This is a genomic window from Faecalitalea cylindroides ATCC 27803, from assembly GCF_000469305.1.
GTDB classification, from domain to species: domain Bacteria; phylum Bacillota_I; class Bacilli_A; order Erysipelotrichales; family Erysipelotrichaceae; genus Faecalitalea; species Faecalitalea cylindroides.
Genome location: NZ_KI271027.1, coordinates 1 through 2,546, shown reverse-complemented (window position 1 = coordinate 2,546; position 2,546 = coordinate 1). Strand labels below are relative to the sequence as shown.

General features: G+C 43.2%; 1 protein-coding gene. It reads left to right on the top strand.

Translation table 11 applies throughout. The annotated features are described in order from the left end of the window. Positions 1 to 2,546 (top strand): DEAD/DEAH box helicase family protein (locus HMPREF0367_RS07205; protein WP_035402804.1); only part of this gene is annotated, 2,546 nt, incomplete at both ends.

Genomic DNA, 2,546 nt, shown 5'->3' with positions numbered 1-2,546 from the left:
AGAGAAAATTTCCGTTGTTTCAAGGAGAACCGAATTAAGGGTATGATTGCCATTAGAAATTCCGTCAGAACGCTGATTGAATTGCAGACAGAAGATTACCCTGACAGCGAAATAAAAGCGGAGCAGGAGAGATTAAACAGACTTTATGATACCTTTTCAGGTAAGTACGGACTCATTAACAGCCGTGCAAATACCTCTGCTTTTTCGCAGGACAGTTCATTCTCTTTGCTTTCTGCATTGGAGATAATCGGAGAGGACGGAGAACTGGAACGTAAGGCTGATATGTTTTCTAAGAGGACAATTAAGCCGCATACTCCGGTTACTTCTGTTGATACGGCAAGCGAAGCGTTGGCGGTATCTCTTGGAGAAAAAGCCACGATTGATATGGACTATATGATGGAGCTTTCCGGTAAATCGGAGAATGAAATCTTTGAGGACTTAAAGGGTGTTATCTTCCTAAACCCGCTTTATGAGTATGGAAATTCTTACGAACCGAAGTATCTGATGGCTGATGAATACCTTTCGGGTAATGTCAGGGAAAAGCTGAGGATTGCAAAGAAGTCGGCAGAACTCTATCCGGAAGATTATAAGGTCAATGTAGAAGCACTTCAAAAGGTGCAACCGAAAGACCTGACTGCAAGTGAAATTTCCGTGCGACTTGGTGCAACTTGGCTGCCACCGGACGATGTGCAGGAGTTTATCTTTCATTTGCTTGAAACACCACGCTATGCACAGTGGAATATCAAAGTTCACTTCTCCCCATTTACGAGTGAGTGGAATATTGAGGGCAAATCCTATGACAAAGGAAATGTAAGGGCATATAACACTTACGGAACTTCCCGCATCAATGCCTATAAGATTATCGAGGAAACGCTGAACTTAAAAGATGTGCGTATCTTTGATTATATCGAAGATGATGAGGGAAAGAAGAAGGCTGTCCTGAACAAAAAGGAAACAGCGATTGCTCAGTCGAAGCAGGAAATGATTAAGCAGGAATTTCAGGACTGGATATGGTCTGACCCTGAACGAAGGGAAAGACTTTGCAAATCCTATAATGAGAAATTCAATAGCGTCAGACCTCGTGAGTATGATGGAAGTCATATCATCTTCAATGGTATGAACCCTGAAATTGAACTCAGGGAACATCAGAAAAATGCGGTTGCCCATATTCTTTACGGAGGAAATACGCTTCTTGCACACGCAGTCGGAGCAGGAAAAACTTTTGAAATGGTAGCGGCAGCACAGGAGTCGAAAAGGCTTGGACTTTGTAACAAGTCACTGTTTGTTGTACCAAATCACTTGACCGAACAATGGGCGGCTGAGTATTTGCAACTCTATCCGGCGGCGAATATCCTTGTCGCAACAAAGAAAGATTTTGAAACCAAGAACCGTAAAAAGTTCTGTGGCAGGATTGCAACCGGAGATTATGACGCAGTTATCATCGGACATTCACAGTTTGAGAAAATCCCAATGTCCATTGAAAGACAGAGGGCAATCTTAGAACAGCAGCTTGAGGAGATAACGGGAGGAATTGCAGAACTCAAGCGAAACCGAGGGGAAAACTTCTCCATAAAGCAGCTTGAAAAGTCAAAGAAATCTATCAAGCAGAAACTTGATAAACTCAATGACCAGACGAAAAAAGATGATGTTGTAACCTTTGAGGAACTTGGTGTAGACAGGCTTTTTGTTGATGAAAGCCATTATTACAAGAACCTTTATCTTTATACAAAAATGCGTAATGTGGGTGGTATCGCACAGACGGAAGCACAGAAATCTTCCGACCTCTTTATGAAGTGTCGTTACCTTGACGAGATTACCGGAGGACGAGGAACCGTATTCGCAACGGGTACACCTATCTCAAACAGTATGGTGGAACTCTATACGATACAGCGATATTTGCAGTACAACACGCTTGTGAAAAACGGGTTGCAGCACTTTGATGCCTGGGCTTCCACTTTCGGAGAAACCATTACAGCAGTGGAACTTACACCGGAAGGAACGGGATACAGAGCAAAGACAAGGTTCGCAAAATTCTATAACTTGCCTGAACTAATGGCGATGTTCAAGGAGATAGCGGACATTAAAACAGCAGATATGTTGAACCTGCCAGTACCGGAAGCAAAGTACCATAACATTGCAGTAAAGCCGTCGGAAATGCAGAAGGAAATGGTTGCTTCCCTTGCAGAGAGAGCCGAGCAGGTGCGTGGCGGCGGTGTGGATTCAAGCGTAGATAATATGCTGAAAATCACGAATGACGGAAGAAAACTGGCTCTTGACCAGCGTATGCTAAACGACATGCTGCCTGATTTTGAGGGCAGTAAAATCAATGCCTGCGTTGATAACATCTATCGGATATGGAAAGAAAATGCCGACAAGAAATCTGCACAGCTTGTGTTTTGTGACCTTTCCACGCCGAAGAATGACGGAACATTTTCCGTCTATAACGACATCAGAAAGAAGCTGATTGAGAGAGGTATTCCTGAAAGTGAAGTGAAGTTCATACACGAAGCCGACACGGATATGAAGAAAAAAGAACTGTTCCAAAA